At 46.8% G+C, this 18,936-nt stretch carries 16 protein-coding genes and 1 pseudogene; 11 read left to right on the forward strand and 6 right to left on the reverse strand.

Annotated elements, in window-relative coordinates:
• Nucleotides 1–380, forward strand: a pseudogene (locus DKT73_RS03700) (transposase); the annotation flags it as partial.
• 775 nt (nucleotides 381–1,155) lie between these two features.
• On the opposite strand, the gene DKT73_RS03705 reads toward DKT73_RS03700, so the two are convergent.
• The 5 genes from DKT73_RS03705 to DKT73_RS03725 form a co-directional block, all read right to left on the reverse strand.
• Nucleotides 1,156–2,166 carry a type II toxin-antitoxin system PemK/MazF family toxin gene (locus tag DKT73_RS03705; protein WP_111637246.1) on the reverse strand — a complete coding sequence of 337 codons (1,011 nt, stop codon included), beginning with the start codon at nucleotides 2,164–2,166 and terminating at the stop codon, nucleotides 1,156–1,158.
• 43 nt (nucleotides 2,167–2,209) lie between these two features.
• On the reverse strand, nucleotides 2,210–2,335 hold the full coding sequence (locus DKT73_RS20385) for a hypothetical protein (protein ID WP_269814498.1): 126 nt from the start codon (nucleotides 2,333–2,335) through the stop codon (nucleotides 2,210–2,212).
• Between the two features lie 80 nt (nucleotides 2,336–2,415).
• Nucleotides 2,416–3,066 carry an Abi family protein gene (locus DKT73_RS03715; RefSeq protein ID WP_111637248.1) on the reverse strand — a complete coding sequence of 217 codons (651 nt, stop codon included), beginning with the start codon at nucleotides 3,064–3,066 and terminating at the stop codon, nucleotides 2,416–2,418.
• Between the two features lie 157 nt (nucleotides 3,067–3,223).
• Nucleotides 3,224–5,977: a DNA polymerase I gene (polA, locus tag DKT73_RS03720; protein ID WP_111637615.1), complete on the reverse strand. Its 2,754-nt coding sequence runs from the start codon at nucleotides 5,975–5,977 to the stop codon at nucleotides 3,224–3,226.
• Between the two features lie 110 nt (nucleotides 5,978–6,087).
• Entirely contained in the window at nucleotides 6,088–7,182 is a 1,095-nt protein-coding gene (locus DKT73_RS03725; protein WP_111637249.1) for a GGDEF domain-containing protein, read from the reverse strand.
• 237 nt (nucleotides 7,183–7,419) lie between these two features.
• Between DKT73_RS03725 and DKT73_RS03730 the strand changes: the two genes are divergently transcribed.
• Genes DKT73_RS03730 through DKT73_RS03740 form a run of 3 tightly spaced genes read left to right on the forward strand, consistent with a single transcriptional unit; the run spans nucleotide 7,420 to nucleotide 9,667 of the window.
• Entirely contained in the window at nucleotides 7,420–8,385 is a 966-nt protein-coding gene (locus tag DKT73_RS03730; RefSeq protein WP_111637250.1) for a homoserine kinase, read from the forward strand.
• Between the two features lie 41 nt (nucleotides 8,386–8,426).
• Nucleotides 8,427–8,993, forward strand: a complete 567-nt coding sequence (locus tag DKT73_RS03735; protein ID WP_111637251.1) for a DUF1007 family protein — start codon at nucleotides 8,427–8,429, stop codon at nucleotides 8,991–8,993.
• A 38-nt stretch (nucleotides 8,994–9,031) separates the two neighbouring features.
• Nucleotides 9,032–9,667 (forward strand): LysE family translocator, encoded by a 636-nt coding sequence (locus DKT73_RS03740; protein WP_111637252.1) that lies wholly within the window; start codon nucleotides 9,032–9,034, stop codon nucleotides 9,665–9,667.
• 23 nt (nucleotides 9,668–9,690) lie between these two features.
• Here DKT73_RS03740 and DKT73_RS03745 read toward each other — a convergent pair whose 3' ends face one another.
• Nucleotides 9,691–10,248 carry a TetR/AcrR family transcriptional regulator gene (locus DKT73_RS03745; protein ID WP_111637253.1) on the reverse strand — a complete coding sequence of 186 codons (558 nt, stop codon included), beginning with the start codon at nucleotides 10,246–10,248 and terminating at the stop codon, nucleotides 9,691–9,693.
• A gap of 235 nt (nucleotides 10,249–10,483) precedes the next feature.
• Here DKT73_RS03745 and DKT73_RS03750 point away from each other — a divergent pair, with 235 nt between their 5' ends.
• From DKT73_RS03750 to znuB, 7 genes are all read left to right on the forward strand, one after another.
• On the forward strand, nucleotides 10,484–11,626 hold the full coding sequence (locus DKT73_RS03750) for an efflux RND transporter periplasmic adaptor subunit (protein ID WP_111637254.1): 1,143 nt from the start codon (nucleotides 10,484–10,486) through the stop codon (nucleotides 11,624–11,626).
• Nucleotides 11,627–11,677: 51 nt separating this feature from the next.
• Nucleotides 11,678–14,782, forward strand: a complete 3,105-nt coding sequence (locus DKT73_RS03755; RefSeq protein ID WP_111637255.1) for a multidrug efflux RND transporter permease subunit — start codon at nucleotides 11,678–11,680, stop codon at nucleotides 14,780–14,782.
• A gap of 278 nt (nucleotides 14,783–15,060) precedes the next feature.
• Nucleotides 15,061–15,672, forward strand: coding sequence for a MarC family protein (locus DKT73_RS03760; protein WP_111637256.1), 612 nt, complete (start codon nucleotides 15,061–15,063; stop codon nucleotides 15,670–15,672).
• Between the two features lie 95 nt (nucleotides 15,673–15,767).
• On the forward strand, nucleotides 15,768–16,760 hold the full coding sequence (locus DKT73_RS03765) for a nickel/cobalt transporter (RefSeq protein ID WP_111637257.1): 993 nt from the start codon (nucleotides 15,768–15,770) through the stop codon (nucleotides 16,758–16,760).
• Nucleotides 16,760–17,296: a Fur family transcriptional regulator gene (locus DKT73_RS03770; protein ID WP_111637258.1), complete on the forward strand. Its 537-nt coding sequence runs from the start codon at nucleotides 16,760–16,762 to the stop codon at nucleotides 17,294–17,296. Before DKT73_RS03765 ends, DKT73_RS03770 begins: the two co-directional genes overlap by 1 nt.
• Complete coding sequence (znuC, locus tag DKT73_RS03775; RefSeq protein WP_111637259.1) at nucleotides 17,293–18,069, forward strand: zinc ABC transporter ATP-binding protein ZnuC; 777 nt, start codon at nucleotides 17,293–17,295, stop codon at nucleotides 18,067–18,069. The genes DKT73_RS03770 and znuC overlap by 4 nt, the downstream gene beginning before the upstream one ends.
• 36 nt (nucleotides 18,070–18,105) lie before the next feature.
• Nucleotides 18,106–18,897: a zinc ABC transporter permease subunit ZnuB gene (znuB, locus tag DKT73_RS03780; protein WP_111637260.1), complete on the forward strand. Its 792-nt coding sequence runs from the start codon at nucleotides 18,106–18,108 to the stop codon at nucleotides 18,895–18,897.
• Nucleotides 18,898–18,936 lie beyond the last annotated feature (39 nt).

Below are 18,936 nucleotides of genomic sequence, written 5' to 3' on the forward strand. Positions count from 1 at the left end.
TCAGTGCTGAGGAATACTTTTTTATCTGCCAGCGATATATTGAGTTAAATCCCGTTAGAGCTAATATGGTCGCTCATCCAGCTGACTACCAATGGTCGAGCTATCGCTTTCACGCTCAGGAGTCACTGGATCTACAAAGTGAGCTCTGGCAACCACATGAACTTTATCTCAAGCTGAGCCGTCAGCAGGAAACGCGAGCGAAGCGTTACCAAGACTTATTCAAATACCACATCCCAGAAGAAGAACTCGGACGAATTCGATCTGCTACGCATTCAGATATGGCACTGGGAAACGAACGTTTTAAAGAGGAGATCGAGAAGCTAACGGGTAGGCGAGTGACGCCAAGAAAGCGCGGTAGGAAACCGAGTCAGATGGACTAAATTTTCATCTGACCCCAATTGTTCTAGATATGGCATTGGGAAACGAACGTTTCAAAGAGGAGATCGAGAAGCTAACGGGTAGGCGATTGACGCCAAAAAAGCGCGGTAGAAAATCGAGTCAGATGGATTGATTTTTCATCTGACCCCAATTGTTCCTAATTTTCATCTGTTCCTAATTTTCATCTGACCCCAATTGTTACAATTGTTCTACCAATGATTCGCCAGTGACATCATTGTTGATGGTTAGACTAAACATTGTTTAGTCACCCTGACCCCAAAGAGCTAAAGGGCTGCCACGAACTATCATTTTTCATTTTTAAAAGAGCATTATGCTCTTTTTTTACACCTGATTTATATCACTGCGCTGAAGTCGTAATCTAGCTTAATTTTCATTTAACCCCTAGATCGATGCATTTGCCCACCTAGGTCGATGGGGCGACGAGAGGCTTTTAGTAAGCGGAAAGGGAAAGCGAGTCAGATCTGTTTGTGTGAGTGAATGTTAGGTGAGTTTTAAATAAAAGCATTTAAAATCAATTGTTTAATGCTCTTTATTGGCGATTTTGTGCAGAGTGCGGCTTTTAAAATGCAATTAACTCAAATTTTTTGAAAGCATAAAAAAGCCCATTAGTATAAGCTAACAGGCTTTTTTAAGATTTACATAGGCGGCTAGGTCGTTTATAGACGTCGGTAAGCTGGGAGCCGTTCCAGTTATTACCCTATGAAATAAGCATAACAAACGAAGCCTAGAAGTCAAATAGATTTACCATTCAAGCGCCTAAGTATCATGTAGAATTGCACTGTACTCATCTATCTCTTTTAAGATCATTTCTCTGATTTCACTCGTGTTTCTGCCGGGGTTGAACTGCAAAAACAGGTCTTCGGTAATGTGCCAGAGAGCGTCAAGTTGACCGGCTTTCTGCTCTAATTCTTTCATCTTTGCTTCAGTAGTCTGAAGTGTCATGCTTAAGGCCTCTCCTTGCTTCTCTAATCTATTTTTTTCTAGGTATAGTTCAGAGTTTTGTTGCTTTAAATTGAGGTAGTCACTTATTCCAATAACAGAGCTTAGTGATTGATCTAAAGCTTTTAAGTCTACTTTACAGAGTTTATGGGGGTAACCGTCAGAGCGTTGTGGTTCCTGTCTGCCGTTAGTCTTTATTGGTTTGGCTAAAGGCGGAAGTACTCTATTCAGTGACACTGTTTCAATCATGCTGCAAATAGCAAAGGACTGGGTATTCCGGTTATTGTAATTGATCAGTTTTTTTGTCGAGTCTTGATCTACTTCAAAGCATGTCTTATCTCCAGTAGGAGGCACTTTTGAAGATATAGGGACAACTTGGATTCTATTGCCTGTGGCTTTAACAACTATTGCTAGCCTGCGTTTATGCATTTCTCCCAACTGTCTTGAATCAGGGTAGCGCTTATTAGATTTAGTGACACCAGAATTTTTTTTTACTGAAGGGATATAACCATAGTCTACTTCAACCAGTGTACCTTTACGGAGTTGACTAATGACACTGCCTTTTACCTTGTATGTTTTTGAAAGGTATATTTCTTCTTTGTCATTATTTCTTGGCTCTAGTCTTATCACTACATCATCATTATTGGTATGGGCAACTGACTTAACTATCCAGCGGTGTTGTGAGTAACCATCAAACATTCGTGTAATCGTTATGGTATGGGGATTTTTCGGATAATTAATGTCTGGAAAAAGAATCTCAGTGATATTGTTGTATTGTTCATCACCTAATTTAGTTGAGGAGCCATCCAGTATGTATGTAACGCGCATAGAATATCCATTTCAGCTTATCTAAATCAATTAAACGAGGCACTTAATGCGCCTCGTCCCAATTATCCCCAACCCCCGCTTCTACAAGCAAAGGCACGTCAATCTGACTACTGTTCTGCATGATGTCGACGATTTTTTCTTTGGCAGCGTCGATGTCTTTTTCGGCCACTTCGAAGATGGGTTCATCTGTAATTACATGATCATTATCACGTCTAGGTCGGTGCCGGCGAGTCAGTCGAGCATACCGCTTTATATCACAGGCTTACACAATAGTTCACTAACGGACTGTTTGCTATTCATCCATTGGCTCGTTGTTGCGCATCGCCAGTTCAATGACTCACGAATATGTGGATAGACATCATATAAACTCGCACTGTTAAATATCGGCTCATGATGACCGCATCGGTTTCTGAATTTTCGTATGATATAGCATGCGTCTTTTAACGCTTTTCTGATCTCTTGTGGTGTCATGGATGTCGGCGCATTTGGAAAGGTTTTGGTGATGTATGGCTTCCATATGCGGCCATCGTGTCGGCTTGTGAGCATATTCTCAAACCATACGAATTTGATTTCAGGGAGTAGCTTGCTGACGCCGTGGTAACCGTTACTTAGCGCAGATTGAAGCGTTTGCTTGTCTAAATGATTGAGAGAGTTTTGAAAGACGGCGTTGGTTGGCCAGTCGCTGCCATAACGAATGCTAATGGCATCAGAGATAGCATTGCGTATGGCGACTTCGTAAATATGTATTGGAAAGAAAAAGCGGCTGGAAAGCTCGGCATTCCATTCATAAAGTTTCAGCGTTGTCGTATCGCAGCTTTTCCCTATTGAACGAATAACCGCTTGTCGATACGTTGAGAATCGATTAATTGAAAGGGCGTGTTCTATTGCAGTGTAAGGCATCCTTGCCTCCTAACCTGTCTTGACTGATTAACGCTTTTTAACTAGCATAGTTATCGAGAGCTTCGGATATCCCTGCTTAGGCAGCCCACCGAAGACAGACGAAATAGAAAGCCATGCCTAGCATGGCTTTTTTCGTTTTAGAGCTATGGTACGAGGCCTAATGCGCCTCGTCCCAGTTATTCCCAACACCCGCCTCAACCAACAACGGCACGTCTATCTGACTACTGTTCTGCATGATGTCGACGATTTTTTCTTTGGCGGCGTCTAGGTCTTTTTCAGCGACTTCGAAGATGAGTTCATCGTGTACTTGCATGATCATTTTCACGTCTAGGTCGGTGCTTTGTAGCCAGTCGTGCATTTTGATCATGGCGCGTTTGATGATGTCGGCGGCGGAGCCTTGCATGGGGGCGTTGATCGCGGTGCGTTCGGCGGCTTGTCGCATCATGGCGTTTTTCGCTTTGATGTCTGGCAGGTACAAACGACGACCGTAGATGGTTTCTACATAGCCTTTTTCTTTCGCGCCTTCGCGGGTGTTTTCCATGTATTGCTGTACGCCTGGGTAACGTTCGAAGTAGCGTTTGATGTATTTGCCGGCTTCTGGGCGGCCAATGCCAAGCTGTTTCGCGAGACCAAAGGCAGACATGCCGTAGATCAAGCCGAAGTTGATGGCTTTGGCGCGGCGGCGTTGTTCGCTGGTGACGTCGTCTAAGCTGACTTCGAAGACTTCCGCGGCGGTGGCTTTGTGCACGTCGGCGTCTTTTGTGAAAGCGTCTAATAAGCCCGGATCTTGCGACAGGTGCGCCATGATGCGTAATTCGACTTGCGAGTAGTCGGCCGCGACCAGTTTGTAGCCAGCAGGTGCGATAAAAGCTTGGCGAATACGACGACCTTCGGCAGAACGAATCGGGATGTTCTGCAAGTTCGGATCAGTCGATGACAAACGCCCCGTCGCGGTAATGGCTTGGTGGTACGAGGTATGAATGCGGCCGGTTTTCTGGATCATCTCTGGCAGTTTGTCTGTGTAAGTGGATTTCAATTTAGACAGCGTGCGGTGTTCCATGATCAAGCGTGGTAGTTCGTGCTCCAGCGCCAGCTCTTGCAAGATAGGTTCGGCGGTAGATGGCTGGCCTTTGGGCGTTTTTTTGATAACGGGCAAGCCTTGTTTTTCAAACAGGATGACTTGTAGCTGTTTTGGTGAGCTTAGGTTGAAGCTTTCGCCCGCTTCTTCGTGGGCTTTGATTTCCAGTTCTTGCAGTTTGCCAGCGATTTCGCTGCTTTGAATATGCAGAAGTTCTGGATCGATCAAGGCGCCAGTTTGTTCCATTTTCGCCAAGACCGGAATCAGTGGGCATTCGATGTCTTTAAAGATGCTGACCAATTCTGGTGTGGTTTCGATTTTTGGCCAAATTGCTTGGTGCAAACGCAAGGTGATGTCGGCGTCTTCGGCGGCGTAAAAGGCGGCCACTTCTAAGTCGATTTGGTTAAAGGTTTTTTGCTTGGCACCTTTGCCGGCGATGTCTTCAAAGCTCACATTGGTGTGGCCGAGGAATTTACTGGCAAGGGTGTCCATGTCGTGGCGGGAGCTTACGGAGTTGTACACGTAAGATTCCAACATGGTGTCGTAGGCGATGCCGCGCAAGGTAATGCCGTAGTTGTTTAGTACGTTGGCATCGTATTTTAGGTGTTGGCCGACTTTCGCTTGCTTATCGTCTTCGAGCCAAGGTTTAAGCTGTTCTAGCACCCAGTCGCGGTCTAGTTGTTCTGGCGCGCCGTCGTAGTCGTGGGCCACCGGAACGTAGGCGGCTTCGCCTGCTTGCACGGAAAAAGACACGCCAACCAGCTCTGCTGCCATGTAGTTCAGCGAGGTAGTTTCCGTATCGAAGGCGACAAGGTCGGCGGCGCGGATTTTTTCTAGCCAAACGGCAAACGTCTCTTTATCTAATACCGTGGTGTAGTTGGCTTCAAGATCCGATGCGATTGGCGTATCGACTTGGCCGTCTTTTTGTTCAGCGGCGATGTTGCCGACTGTGTCGCTGGCGCTTTCGACGCTTGGCGCGTTGTCTAGATCGGAGAGCCAGGTTTTGAATTCTAGCTTGGTGTACCACTCACGTAGGGTGTCTTTGTCGGCTTCGCCGTTTTTCAGATCTTGTGGATCGAAGGGCAGTTCCACGTCGCATTTGATGGTCGCTAAGGTGTAAGACAGCTCGGCCATCTCTTTGTTGTCGGCCATTTTTTGTTTCATGGTCTTAGAACCACGGAAGCCCAAATCGGCGATCTCGTCTAAGCGATTGTAAATGTCTTTGATGCTGCCAAGACCTTGCAGTAGGGCTAGGGCGGTTTTCTCACCCACGCCCGGTACGCCGGGGATGTTGTCGACTTTATCGCCCATGAGTGCAAGGTAATCGATGATGAGTTCGGGTGGGATGCCGAATTTGTCCTTCACGCCTTGGATGTCCATGACGGTGTTGTTCATGGTGTTCACAAGGGTGACGTTCTCTGTGACCAGTTGCGCCATGTCTTTATCGCCAGTGGAGACAATGACCTCGCGGCCTTGCTCGCCCACTTGTTTGGCGATGGTGCCGATCACGTCGTCGGCTTCTACGCCATCGATGATGACCAGCGGCAAGCCCATGGCTTCCACCATGCGGTGAATCGGTTCGATTTGTGGGCGAAGATCGTCAGGCATGGGCGGACGGTGGGCTTTGTATTCGCTGTAAATGGCGTCGCGGAAGGTTTTGCCTTTGGCATCGAAGATGATGACCATGGGTGAATTTGGGTAGGTTTTGATGAGGCTGCGGATCATGCTGATCACACCGCGCGTGGCGTTGGTTGGGTGGCCGTCGCTGGTGTGCATCGGTGGAATCGCGTGGAATGCTCGGTAAAGGTAAGACGAGCCGTCTACCAGAACCATAGGTGGAGTATGTGTTTTAGAATCCGTAGCCAAAATAGAACCTCTTTTTAATCGGCGGTTATAGGCTCTATTCTATGTGTTTGAGTGTGTTTTTACAGTTAAAAAAGGAATTAATCTGGCGTTTTTGTTTCTATTAGGGCGCTAGAGTAAATAACGACTTGGTTGCGACCGTTGCTTTTTGCGTAATAAACCGCTTTGTCAGCTTCCTCTACTAGGTCGAGAAAATGTGCTTTGGGTTGTATGGTCGATATGCCGATACTGGCCGTGACTTTGTCAACTTGTCGGTAAGGCAATTGATTGAGTGTGTGTTTGAAAATGGGACCAATGGTAGTGAGTAAATCGTGGCTTGGGTTAACGATCACCATGATAAATTCCTCGCCACCCCAGCGGGCCAAGCCATGGTCGTTGAAGTAAATAGTGCGCAGGCGTGACGCAAATTCGACCAAGACATGGTCGCCTATGGTATGACCAAACTTGTCGTTGATATTTTTGAAGTGATCAATGTCGATCAATAACACACAAATTTTGCTGCCAGAATCCAGTTTGTTGAGCCAGTTTTCAAGCCCTCGACGATTCAATACGTCGGTTAAAAAATCCCGATCAGCCAGTTGTTGAGAATATTGTAAATCAAAACTAATACTGTTCATATGGTGATTGATGCTGCGTTGATAAGGAATAATCAGCAGTATTAATAAACTGGCAGGGCCAAATAGAAACAGTAAGTCATAGCCTCTTGGGGTTTGTAATTCGTCCGGATGAGTCAACAAAAAAAGCAGCACGGGAAGCGAGTTGAGTGACCAAGTGATGACCACTAATCTGTTGAGCTTTTCCGGTAGCATGAGCATGATTAAGGTAGTACTCAAAATAATCATGCCGGAAATAGGCGGAAATATTTCCACGAATTGCCATTTATTTTGCCAAGCACCGATGGTGAAGTACAAGGTGTTTGGTACGGACGTCAATAAGATGATTGCGCCATAGGTATTGATGACCCGATGGATTCTTTTTTGAGGGTTCCTGTAAAGATAAATAAACAGCATCAAATGCAAAAGTGTGAAAAAAGCGGGTTGGAAGGCATGAATGATAAAAGGCGTTGAATAAACGTTGAATAAAACCGCGTAAATGGCGCTGCTCAAAATTGTGACGACCAGTAGTCGATATGTGGCTGGAATTAAAATACGGGTGTGGTCGTTTAAATTGGGCATGGTTATGTCTTGTTAGTTGCTTGTTCAAAGTATACATACTTTATCGCCGAATTCTGTTGTCTCTTGGTGAAAAAATGTTCCTGTTCTAGCAAATGCTTGAAAGACTAGGGGCGTGCAATAACGCATCTATTTACTGTACTTAGAATTGACCTTTTGGTACTTATTGTGGAGCATAGGCGCTTCAGTGCTTTGTTTCCTTTTTGAGCAAATATTTTCTAATAAATTAGGTAGTACCACTTGGCTGTTTACACATCCCTCTCTGACTCTGACATGCGGGCCTTAGTGGCCGATTATTATTTGGGCGAACTGGTTGCCTTTCAAGGTATTTCTGGTGGTGTCGAAAACACCAATTACTTTTTAAACACAACAACCGGTAAGTATGTGGTGACCTTGTTTGAAGAGTTTCAACCAGAGGAAGTGCCGTACTTTTTAGACGTGGTCGCCCATTTAAAACACAAAGGATTTAATGTGCCAGCGGCCTTGATCGATATTCATGGCGAGCGTTTGCGCATAGTGAAAGACCGTCCAACCATTATTGTGGATTGCTTTCCTGGGAGCGGATTAGACAGTACGAATGTAGAAACCTGCCGTCAAATGGGCGGTGTTTTGGCAAAGCTGCATACGGCTGGTGAAGATTTTGCCACCCATCGGGAAAGCCATCGAGGCATGGCGTGGTGGCACAAAACGAGTGACGCGATTGCATCACAACTGGAACCTGAACAAGCGCAGCTGTTGTTGTCACAAATCGCGGAATTTGATGCGTTTATTGCGGAACAACCCGATTTGCCAAAAACCACGATTCATGGGGATTTGTTCTACAACAATACTCTGTTTGAAGGCAATCAGCTCTCGGCGATCATTGATTTTTACAACGCCTGCCATTCTTGGGTGATGTACGATTTGGCCATCGTGGTCAACGATTGGTGTTCAGATATCACCACAGGCGAGTTGGATAAAGCCAAATATAAAGCGTTGATCAAGGCGTATTTGCACGAGCGTGAGGTCAGCCCAGAGGAAGTCCTCGCTTGGCCTTATATGTTGAAAATTGCGGCCTTGCGTTTTTGGTTGTCTCGTTTAGAAGCATGGCATGGTGCAAAACACGATCCGGAGCGTTTGGCGCAGCAGCATGACCCTTTGGAGTTTCAGCGTATTTTAGAGGCGAGAGTGCGTTATACCCCGAGTTTAATGGAATCATCACTGTAAGCGCGTTGTTTTGTAAAAATCAGTCTACTAAAGGTCATTGTATGAAGCGTTTTTGGTTGTGTTTGTGTGTTACCGCCTTGTTCGCTGGCTCGGCCATGGCACATCCGCATGTTTGGGTGGACTCTGAGTATCGCGTCAAGGTGGATCAAACCAACCTCGAAACGTTGGAAGCAACATGGAGTTTGGATCTTTTCACTTCAACGAGCTTAATTGCCGAATACGATGTAGATGGCGATGGGGATTTAACGGGGCAAGAAAAGCTCGACATGATCGAGGTTTTAAAAAGCTTTCAGCAATACGGCTTTTTTATCAAGATGAAGCAAGATGGCGCTGACATTGTGCCCAGTGATGTGCAAGTGTTGGACGTGCGTGTTCGCGACCAGATGTTGTGGATCCGTCTTGGCATCGCACTGCCAGCCCCGGTCAATCTTGCCACCTCTACCTTGAGCCTCGCATTTGGCGACGATGAACTGTATTTTGCCATGGAACCGTTGGAGGAAGGCTTGGTGCGTTTGTCCGGTGCGTTATCCGAAACCTGTACACCGGTTGAGCGAGAGGCCAAAGAAACCTCGGTCGCGGTATGGGTGGATTTGACTTGTCAGCCCTAGTTCTGTTTTTTAATTTGAGCGTTTTAAGGTAGAAGCACATGTTAGAGCATTTTCAATGGTTGCCTTTTTTAGCCGCTATCACGGTTCTCACCATGAGCCCCGGCGTGGACACAATTTTGGTGATGCGTAATGCGGCGTCTGGCGGCTGGCGTTTAGGCTTTTTGACCAGTTTGGGGATTTGCATGGGCTTGTTTGCTCATGCCACGGTGTCGGCCTTGGGTTTGTCAGTGATTTTGCTCGGCTCTGCTGGGTTATTTACCGCATTCAAGTTGGTGGGGGCGGCGTATCTTGTCTACCTTGGGGTGCAGGCGATTCGCAGTGCAATGAAGCCCGTGGGCATGACGTTTAAAGACGCCAAAAATCCAAAAGCATTAACGGCATGGGGCAGCTTTCGCCAAGGCATTTTGTCTAACGTATTGAATCCTAAGCCGATTATTTTTTACATGGCGTTTTTGCCGCAGTTTATTGATCCGAGTCATTCGGCGTTGGCGCAATCACTTTTTATGGCTTCTTTGCATTTTATTATTGCCATGGTGTGGCAAACCTTTCTGGCGCTTATGGTACACAAAGCGCGAGTCTGGTTGGCACGACCCAAAGTGGCGTTAGTGTTAGACGGCTTGACGGGTGTGCTGCTATTGGGCTTTGGTATCAAACTGGCCTTGAGTCAGCGTTAACACTTCGCCGACGAGGCGGTTTTTTAGGAAGGCGAGTTTGACGTGGTGCAGACGCCTTCCATGAGCACCAACTCTATTATGGTTAATACTCTTGCTCTGGGCACTCGTCCTAGACGTTCTGCTTCTATCATGGTGAAGAACAAGCCATGGAAGCATTCGGTAATCGCGGCCGCGCTGATGTCGACTCGGAACTGACCACTTTGTTGGCCTCTCAAGAAAAAGGCATCCAGCTTCTCTTGTGCTTTTGTGCACTCACTGTTTTCTAATAACTCTGGTTGCCAATGCTGAATGGTAAACAGGGTCAATTCTTTGTTTTTGTAGCAGTTTTCTAGTAGTTTTCGAACCCCTTCTCTTGGTTCGACTGTGTCGAGCTGAGCGTTTTCTATGGCTCGTTTATAGGCATTGATGCTGCTGTTTTGCAGCCTTTCTAGCAGGCTTTCTCTTGTAGGGCAGAAGCGATATAAGGTGGCTTTGCTCACCCCGACAGCACAGGCGAGTTCTTGTAGTGACGCACGTGGATGCTCCACTAATGCAAGCGCCAATGCGTTCTGTAATGCCTCGTTTGTTTCCTGTTCTGCCATATCAATACCCAATTTACGTTTGATTAACCATGTTTCATGGTTGTCTATGTTACTCGTTTTTTGTGCCTTAGTGATTTTACGCAGAATATCTTTTATATGAAATCTTATATGCGAGTGAAAAGCAGAAACAAAAAGAATTATACATGAATCAAATGAATCACTATAGATTCATTTGAGTTGTTTTAATACTATTAGAATCTATTTTATCTCTGGCAGAAATGTAAGGTATTTACCAATGATACGAATTCTAAAGAATGGGCGAACGTGGCTACCAGTTGTGGCGGTGTTATTTGTTGTGTCTGGCTGTACCCCAAGTGAGCCAGAGGCTCAGGCCAGTCCTCCAGCCAGCGTTAGAGCGGCGACTGTGATGGCTGTGGAACCTGTTGAATACGAAGAAAATGCCATTTTACCTGGTCGAGTGGAGCCGATTCGTGAGGCGGAAGTACGTGCTCGTGTTCCTGGTATTGTGTTGCACAGAAAATTTGTAGAAGGCTCTGATGTGAAAGCGGGCGATGTGTTGTTTGAAATCGATCCGGCGTCATTGAAAATTGCTCTTGCCCGTGCGAAAGGTGAGCTGGCTCGAGCCGAAGCGACCTTGTTTGATGCCAAGGTCTTGGTGGATCGTTACGCTCCTTTGTTGAAGTCCCAAGCGGTCAGTAAACAAACCTTTGATGCGGCGCAAGCGGCCTATTTGAGCGCCAGTGCTTCGGTTATATCTGCTAAAGCGGATGTAGACAGTGCGGAGTTGAATCTTGATTACGCGACGGTTCGTGCGCCTATTTCTGGTCGCATTGGACGAGCCAATGTCAGCGAAGGCATGTTGGTAGGCCAGAGCGATACCACTTTGCTCGCGACCATTCAGCAGCTTGATCATGTTTACGTTGATTTCACGCAGTCCGTGACAGATACCTTGAAATACCGACAGTCTGTAGCAGAAAACACCTCTGCTAATAGTACTCAATTGATGGCTAAGCTAGACGGTTACGATAAAGGCTTTGAAGGAAAACTGCTGTTTTCTGACAGTCAGGTCGATGAAAAAACCGGCAATGTTGTATTACGTGGCCTGTTCCCAAATGCCAATAAAGTGTTATTGCCAGGCATGTATGTGCGTGTTGAAGCAGTTCAATCCCATTCAGCTCAAGCCATCTTGATTCCTCAGCGTGCGGTGATGCGCAGTAACAATGGGGCATTTGTGTATGTCGTTAATGATCAAGATAAGGTGGAAGTTCGTTCTATTGTTACAGGATCCATGTCGGAAAACTTGTGGCGTATTACGCAAGGGCTAAACGCGGGCGATAAGGTGATTATTGATAATGCCGCTATGTATCAAGCGGGAGAAAAGGTCATGGCCTCCGCAAAAGTCGCCTCTAATTCTTAGGTTATGACTTACTTCATCTTCATTGTTAAGACGTTTTTAGAGGCTTAATGCATGTCTAATTTCTTTATTGCACGACCCAATTTTGCTTGGGTAATGGCAATCTTTATTTTGCTGGCAGGGTTATTGGCGTTGCCAACCTTGCCTGTATCGCAATTTCCGGTGGTTGCCCCTCCGCAGATTGAAATCACCGCGACCTACCCCGGTGCGTCTGCTCAGGTATTAGTGGATTCGGTAACCAGTGTTATCGAGGAAGAATTAAATGGCGCGAAAGGATTGCTCTATTTTGATTCCTCCAGTAACGCCAATGGTATCGCGCAGATTACCGCGTCTTTTGAACCGGGAACGGATCCCGATTTGGCTCAGGTCGACATCCAGAACCGCCTTAAAAAAGCCGAGGCGCGTTTACCAAGCAGTGTGATTGCCCAAGGTGTACAAGTTGACCAAGCCAGTTCGGGGTTTTTGATGATCTATGCGCTGACGTTTAAAGGCGATGATTCTTCTAAAAGCATTGTGACCTTGGCCGATTACGCCGCACGCAATATTAACAATAATATTCGTCGTGTTGAGGGGGTTGGTAAGCTGCAATATTTTGGTACCGAAGCGGCGATGCGCGTTTGGGTATCCCCCGAAAAACTGTTGAGCTATGGCTTATCAATTGGTGACATTAATACCGCAATTAGCAACCAAAACGTGCAAGTCCCTGCGGGAAGTTTTGGTGCCCGACCTGCCGATAACACACAGGAGCTGACGGCCAGTTTGGTGGTTAAAGGCTTTTTGGAAGACCCAGAAGAGTTTGGCAATATTGTATTGCGCAGCAACACAGACGGTTCAGCCGTGTATCTTAAAGATGTGGCCCGTGTTGAGTTGGGTCAGCAGGACTATAACTTTGAAACGCGCTTAAATGGTCGCAAAGCCATCATGGGTGCGGTGCAGTTATCGCCAGGTGCCAATGCTATTGAAACGGTGAAAGCGGTAAAAGCACGTGCTGCAGAGCTGGAAGCAAATTTTCCAGACGATATTCAAATCAGTTTTCCTTATGACACGTCTAAGTTCGTCAGCGCCGCAATTGAAAAGGTGATTTACACCCTAGTAGAAGCCATTGTGTTGGTCTTTTTGGTGATGTTGCTGTTCTTACAGAATTTACGTTACACCTTGATTCCGACGATTGTGGTGCCTGTCTGTATCTTGGGCACCTTTGCGGTGATGTCTTTGATGGGCTTCTCGGTGAACATGATGACCATGTTCGGTATGGTGCTTGCCATTGGTATTTTGGTGGATGACGCCATTGTGGTGGTCGAGAACGTCGAGCGCATCATGGTGGAAGAAGGACTTTCTCCGAAAGAGGCAACGATTAAAGCCATGGGGCAAGTGTCTGGGGCGATTGTTGGTATTACCTTGGTGTTGTCTGCCGTATTTGTGCCGCTGGCGTTTATGAGCGGATCGGTGGGTATTATTTATCAGCAGTTCTCTATGTCTCTGGCCGTGTCTATTATGCTGTCTGGTATTTTGGCACTGACGTTTACGCCAGCCTTGTGTGCGACTTTGCTAAAACCTATCAACACAGAAGCGCATCATGAAAAAGGCGGTTTTTTTGGTTGGTTTAACCGTCAGTTTACGGGGTTAACGAATCGTTATTCCAGCTTAAATGGCAAGTTGGTGAATCGTTCTGGTCGTTTCATGGTGGTGTATCTTGTGCTGATTGTTGGCCTTGGTTATGCCTATGTGCGTTTACCAGAATCGTTCGTGCCAACGGAAGATCAGGGTTACATGATTGTCGATGTTCAGCTGCCTGCGGGTGCGACGTTCTCTCGAACCAACGAAACCATGAAAGACGTCGAACAATTCTTAGGGCAACGTGATGCCGTGGAGAATGTGGTAACGGTAATGGGCTTCAGTTTCTCTGGTATGGGGGCGAATGCCGGTTTGCTGTTCCCGACTTTCACTGATTGGTCTGAACGTGAACAGTCATTGTTTGATGAAACCATGGCTTATAACCAATTCGCTGGCAGTATCACAGATGGCCGTTCTATGGCCGTGCCACCGCCGCCGATTGAAGGCATGGGGAATTCGGGCGGCTTTTCGTTACGCTTGCAGGACCGCAGTAATCTCGGTCGAGAGGCGCTAACCAATGCGCGTAATGTGGTGTTAGGTCAAGCGAATGCCTCGCCTATCATTGCTTATGCCATGATGGAAGGTTTAGAGGATGCTCCGCAGCTGAGAATTGATATAGACCGTAAAAAAGCTACGGCACTGGGGGTGGGTTTTGAATCCATCAATAACGCGGTTTCTACGGCCTATGGTTCTGCCACGGTAAATGACTTTACCAATGCGGGTCGTTTGCAGCGTGTTGTGGTGCAAGCCGATGTAGCAGACCGTATGACGCCGGAGCGAGTACTTGAGCTGCAAGTGTTGAACGACGAGGGCAATCTTGTGCCGATGCGTTCTTTTGCGAGCAGCTCATGGGAAATCGGACCCGTTCAGGTATCTCGTTACAATGGTTATCCAGCGTATAAAATTTCAGGCAGCCCGATGCCAGGACACAGTTCTGGTGAGGCGATGGCGGAAATTGAGCGAATTATTAGCACTTTGCCAAAAGGCATAGGCTATGAATGGACTGGTCTGTCTTACCAAGAGAAAGCAGCGGGTTCTCAGGCGCCTATGCTGCTGACCATTTCTATTTTGGTGGTTTTCTTGTTGCTGGTGGCCTTGTACGAAAGCTGGTCGATTCCGTTGTCGGTTATTTTAATCATTCCGATTGGCGCGTTGGGTGCGGTGTTGGCTGTTTTCCTGACAGGCATGTCGAATGATGTGTATTTCAAAGTAGGTCTGATTACGATTATTGGTCTGTCGGCGAAGAACGCGATCTTGATTGTGGAATTTGCCAAAGATCTTTATCAACAAGGACATTCGCTCAAAGAGTCGGCGATTCAAGCGGCCAAATTGCGCTTTAGACCGATCATTATGACGTCGATGGCCTTTATTTTGGGGGTTGTACCCTTGACGATCGCCACGGGTGCCGGCGCCGCCAGTCAGCATTCTTTGGGGGTGAGTGTTATCGGTGGCATGATCTCGGCGACACTGTTGGGTGTGTTGTTTGTTCCCGTGTTCTTTACCTGGGTGCTTGGGCTTTTTAAAACCACGAATAAAACCTATTAAGCATTAAACGATGTAACATAAAAAACCGATATAAAGTCACACTTTGTATCGGTTTTTCTGCTTAATGGCGTGCTATTTCCCCCTCATTTTCTCTGATTCTTTGCTAGAATTCCCTCATCTGTGTTCTCTTCGAGATTGTCTTTCAATAGGGACGGTTTTCAGATGGCTATTTGTTGTGCCACAAGCACGGCAAATTGGGTAGGTCCTTATCCTATAAGATAGGGCTTTAGATAATAAGCATTCGGCTTTGCTGCCTGCTTTTTGGGTGATTCTTTTAAATGAGTTTATTGATTTCAACGTGGATTAAGTTCTTCTTTCTGTTCGCGCCGTTTTTTGTGTTGTCTATGTTTCTCGCGTTAACCCGTGGTGAATCGTCGGCTTCCCGTCGCCATGTGGCAAATAAAGCGATCATCGCCTCTGTGGCGATTTCGATTGTGTTGCTGTTTTTTGGCGGTGGTTTGTTTGCGGTGTTAGGCATCACTCTGGATTCTTTCCGGATTGGCTCTGGTATTTTGTTGTTTATGTCGGCGTTGAGTTTGGTGCGTGATGGCACCCGAAACCATGCCGTCGGCATGCCAAGCGAAGAGCGTGATGATGTGTCTGTTGTGCCGCTTGCGGTGCCAACCATTATTGGGCCGGCGACCATTGGTACGATTCTGGTTTATGGTGCTGAACTACAAGGCTGGGATTTGTTCATCGGTTTATGTGGTTTATTGTTGGCGCTGGGGACCTTGACTATTATTTTGTACTCTGGCTCTTTGATCGAGAAGATGCTGGGTCGTACTGGGCTAAATGTTTTGTCAAAAATCACGGGGTTGATTTTGGCTGCCATGGCCGCGCAAATCTTTATGAGTGGTGTCATGGGGTTTTTACAGCCCGCTGTCGGATAATGAATAAATGCGACGTTTCTAGGCTTTGGCTTCTCCTTAGGTTTGAGTTGTTATACCATAACAAAATTATATCCAACCTTGAGTGAGAGCCAATTATGGCGAAGAACGTCGCTTTTGTATTGCTATCTTTTTTATGCTTCAACTCGCCGCTTTATGCCGCGGTAGAGCTTTCCCTGTATCAGGATTTTATTCAGTGGATTCTGTCTCAGCAGGCGACGTTTCATCGTGAATTAGTGTCCTTGGTGCGTTCCATTAGCAAAGAGGGCAGCCCTGTTTTGTTGTGGGGTTTGATGACCACCAGTTTCTTCTATGGCGTATTTCATGCTGCGGGTCCGGGCCATGGCAAAGCGGTGATTTCAGCCTATATGTTGGCGAGTAAAGCACCGATTCGACGTGGCGTGAGTTTGGCGTTTTTGTGTGCGTTCGTGCAAGCTTTGATGGCGATATTGGTTATTGTGGTCTTGAGTCAGATTTTTTCTTTAGCCGGAAAAGCCATGCAAATTAGCCGTTTTTTTGAGATTGCCAGTTTTGCTGCAGTGGGGCTGATTGGGGTTTGGATTTTGGTGCGTTTGTTGCGAGGCCAGTCTGGCTGTGGTCATGATCATTCTCAGGATCATCTACACGCGCATTCTAGTGACCATCACGACCATCATGATCATCACGATCATCATGATCATCACGATCATCATGATCATCACGACCATGGTTCTCACGGTCATAGCTGTTGCGCTCATCATGAGCAGGAAGCAAAAACCGCCCGTCGCAGTATTTGGGCTATGGTGGCTGCGGTCGGTATTCGGCCTTGTACTGGGGCGGTGTTGGTGTTGTTGTTTTCGCTCAGTACTGGCATTTTTTTGTGGGGCATCGTCGCGACATTTGCCATGGCGCTTGGTACCGCTATCACGGTAGCGGTGTTGGCTGGCGTGAGTGTGCTGGTGCGTGATACTGGGTTGGCGTTAAGTAGTGAACATCGCGTTTGGCGACAACGAGTGTCGCGTGTCTTTGGTTTTATTGCTGCTTTCGCTTTGATAATCATCAGTTGCTCTATGATTTGGAGCTACTTGAGCAATGCAGGAAGGGCGTTTTAATGACAAAACAACATTCACATCAGCATGGGCATGACGCGGATCACGTTCATGACCACAATCATAATCATTGTATTGATACGGCGCTTGCGACCGCTGAGACCTTGTGTTTGGAACAAGGTCAGCGTTTGACGAAAGTACGTCGTCGTGCCTTAGAGTTGATTTGGGAGAGTCATCGTCCATTAGGGGCTTATCAGCTGTTGGCTAAGTTGGCTGAAGAAGGTTTTAATTCTGCGCCACCTACTGTGTATCGTGCTTTAGATTTTTTATTGGCGGCGGGTTTGATTCACAAAGTAGAGTCGATGAATGCTTATTTGGGATGCGCCCATGCCGATAGAGCACATAAGGGGTACTTTTTGATCTGTGATGAGTGCCACAATGTGATGGAATTTGATTATCAGGACATTCATGCAGCCTTGATTGCCAAAGCGGCGAAGCAGGGTTTTGAGTTACGTGCAGAAACCATTGAACTGACAGGCTTGTGTGCCGATTGCAAAGCACAAGCAACAGACGCTCACGCAGTAGGAACCAGCGCATGAGTAAACGCTTAGTGGTGTTTGATAACATAGGCATTGCGTTTGATGGCCGCGTGTTACTTTCTAATATTGATATGAGCATCAGTGAAGGCGAAATTGTTACCTTGATTGGCCCTAATGGCAGTGGCAAAAGCACCTTGATCCGCACCTTGTTGGGTCTACAAGAGGCGACTACTGGCGAGATAGTAAGACACAAAACCTTGCGCATCGGCTATATGCCACAAAAGCTGCACATCGATCCGACGCTACCATTAACGGTAAAGCATTTTTTGGCTTTGGTTCGAGGAGTTGATAAACAGCAAATCCTTCCGACCTTGGAAAAACTTGGCATTGCCCATTTGCTTCATTCCCAAGTGCATGTGTTATCAGGTGGTGAAACTCAGCGTGTTTTGTTGGCGCGCGCTTTGCTGAATCGACCGAATTTGTTGGTATTAGATGAGCCTGTTCAAGGCGTGGATGTGAATGGTCAGGTAGAACTTTATAACTTGATTGAAAGCATTCGTAATGAATTGCATTGCGGCGTTCTAATGGTGTCTCACGATTTGCATTTGGTCATGGCAAAAACCGATACGGTTGTATGTATTAATCAGCATGTTTGCTGCTCTGGTAGCCCGCAGCATGTGACGGGGCATCCCGCTTATCAGGCCTTGTTTGGTGTGCCTGGTGCGGACGAATCCATCGCGATTTATGCCCATCAGCATGATCATGTGCATGACGAGCACGGCAGTATTTTGTCGGACGATGACGACGCTCATGCTCATTGTAAGCATCATTAAGACCACCCTAGTTAGCAGATTGGAGTTTGTAATAGCATGTTAGATCTTTTGCTCAGAGCCTTGTTAGGCGGATTGGGTGTGGCCGCTGTGGCGGGGCCGTTAGGGGCGTTTGTGGTGTGGCGACGCATGGCGTATTTCGGCGACACCTTGGCGCATTCCGCGCTGTTGGGCGTGGCGTTAGGTTTTTTGTTAGACATTAACTTGAATTTGGCTATCGTCGTTTTGTGTGTGGGTTTGGCTTTGGTCTTAGTCACCTTGCAGAAGAAGCACATTATCGCGACGGATACCTTGTTGGGTATTTTGGCGCATTCAGCTTTGTCTTTGGGGTTGGTGGCGGTTAGCTTCTTGGACAATATCCGCATTGACTTGATGGCGTATTTGTTTGGGGATTTATTGGCCATTAATCAGGCCGATGTGTATTGGATTTATGGCGGCGGTTTGGCGGTTATCACCTTATTGGTGACTTTTTGGAAGCCGCTATTAGCCGTCACGGTGAATGAAGAATTGGCGAAAGTAGAAGGCTATCCGGTAGAGGCGATTCGTCTGTTGCTCATGCTGCTGGTGGCTTTGGTAATTGCCGTGGCAATGAAAATCGTTGGTGTGTTACTTATCACGTCTTTAATGATTATTCCCGCGGCCACCGCGCGTAAACTGTCGAAGACGCCGGTACAGATGGCGTCGTTTGCGAGTTTGATTGGTTGCTTGTCTGTGTGTGGCGGCTTGTGGGCGTCTTATCGTTGGGATACGCCAACAGGTCCAAGTGTTGTGGTATGCGCCGCCTTGTTGTTCTTAATGGCTTATACCCTGCCTTTTAAACGTATTCGTTAACGGTTTTGGCATTTTGGTTGAGATGGAAGCCACGTTGGG

Source organism: Marinomonas shanghaiensis, from assembly GCF_003259175.1.
GTDB lineage: Bacteria > Pseudomonadota > Gammaproteobacteria > Pseudomonadales > Marinomonadaceae > Marinomonas > Marinomonas shanghaiensis.

Coding starts and splice junctions, on each gene's coding strand:
- DKT73_RS03705 (WP_111637246.1), bottom strand. CDS start 2,166: ATGCGCGTTACATACATACTGGATGGCTCCTCAACTAAATTAGGTGAT.
- DKT73_RS03715 (WP_111637248.1), bottom strand. CDS start 3,066: ATGCCTTACACTGCAATAGAACACGCCCTTTCAATTAATCGATTCTCA.
- polA (WP_111637615.1), bottom strand. CDS start 5,977: ATGGTTCTGGTAGACGGCTCGTCTTACCTTTACCGAGCATTCCACGCG.
- DKT73_RS03725 (WP_111637249.1), bottom strand. CDS start 7,182: ATGCCCAATTTAAACGACCACACCCGTATTTTAATTCCAGCCACATAT.
- DKT73_RS03735 (WP_111637251.1), top strand. CDS start 8,427: ATGAAGCGTTTTTGGTTGTGTTTGTGTGTTACCGCCTTGTTCGCTGGC.
- DKT73_RS03740 (WP_111637252.1), top strand. CDS start 9,032: ATGTTAGAGCATTTTCAATGGTTGCCTTTTTTAGCCGCTATCACGGTT.
- DKT73_RS03745 (WP_111637253.1), bottom strand. CDS start 10,248: ATGGCAGAACAGGAAACAAACGAGGCATTACAGAACGCATTGGCGCTT.
- DKT73_RS03750 (WP_111637254.1), top strand. CDS start 10,484: ATGATACGAATTCTAAAGAATGGGCGAACGTGGCTACCAGTTGTGGCG.
- DKT73_RS03755 (WP_111637255.1), top strand. CDS start 11,678: ATGTCTAATTTCTTTATTGCACGACCCAATTTTGCTTGGGTAATGGCA.
- DKT73_RS03760 (WP_111637256.1), top strand. CDS start 15,061: ATGAGTTTATTGATTTCAACGTGGATTAAGTTCTTCTTTCTGTTCGCG.
- DKT73_RS03765 (WP_111637257.1), top strand. CDS start 15,768: ATGGCGAAGAACGTCGCTTTTGTATTGCTATCTTTTTTATGCTTCAAC.
- DKT73_RS03770 (WP_111637258.1), top strand. CDS start 16,760: ATGACAAAACAACATTCACATCAGCATGGGCATGACGCGGATCACGTT.
- znuC (WP_111637259.1), top strand. CDS start 17,293: ATGAGTAAACGCTTAGTGGTGTTTGATAACATAGGCATTGCGTTTGAT.
- znuB (WP_111637260.1), top strand. CDS start 18,106: ATGTTAGATCTTTTGCTCAGAGCCTTGTTAGGCGGATTGGGTGTGGCC.